The sequence below is a fragment of the Corallococcus sp. AB049A genome (assembly GCF_003668885.1).
Lineage (GTDB): Bacteria > Myxococcota > Myxococcia > Myxococcales > Myxococcaceae > Corallococcus > Corallococcus interemptor.
The window spans coordinates 1-402 of record NZ_RAWL01001356.1 but is presented as its reverse complement, the minus strand read 5'-3'; the positions used below and the strand labels follow the sequence as shown (position 1 = coordinate 402).

The window sequence follows — 402 nt, the reverse complement described above, 5'->3', positions numbered from 1 at the left end:
GTGCGGGGGCGGTCACGAAGGGGCGGACTCTACGTCCGGCGTTCTTCGGCATGCAGCAGGAAACCCTTCGACCGCTGTTTCACTTGACGGTCTCCCCACGGGTTGCGAGGGTCCGCCCCCAATGGCCGGAAAGTCCGACACCGAGCGGTCCGACGTCGCGCGCATCCGCGCCGTCCTGGCGCGCGAACTCGAGACCATCAACGAGTACGAGGCGTTCGCCGAGGACTCCTCGAATCCGGAAGTGAAGGCCTTCTTCCTCCACCTGGCGGCCGAGGAGAAGGAGCACGTGTCCGAGGCCACCCACATGCTCCGGATGCTCGACAAGGGTCAGGACTCGCACTTCGCGAAGCCCTTCGTCCCCGGCCACTTCCAGGCCGCCGTGGGGAACGCCCCCTCGGAGCC

1 protein-coding gene is annotated in these 402 nt (G+C 67.4%); it reads left to right on the top strand.

Translation table 11 applies throughout. The features are described 5' to 3' along the window. Window positions 1-121 precede the first annotated feature (121 nt). The coding region (locus tag D7X55_RS42140) for a ferritin family protein (RefSeq protein ID WP_304988944.1) at window positions 122-402 on the top strand (281 nt) is incomplete at its 3' end.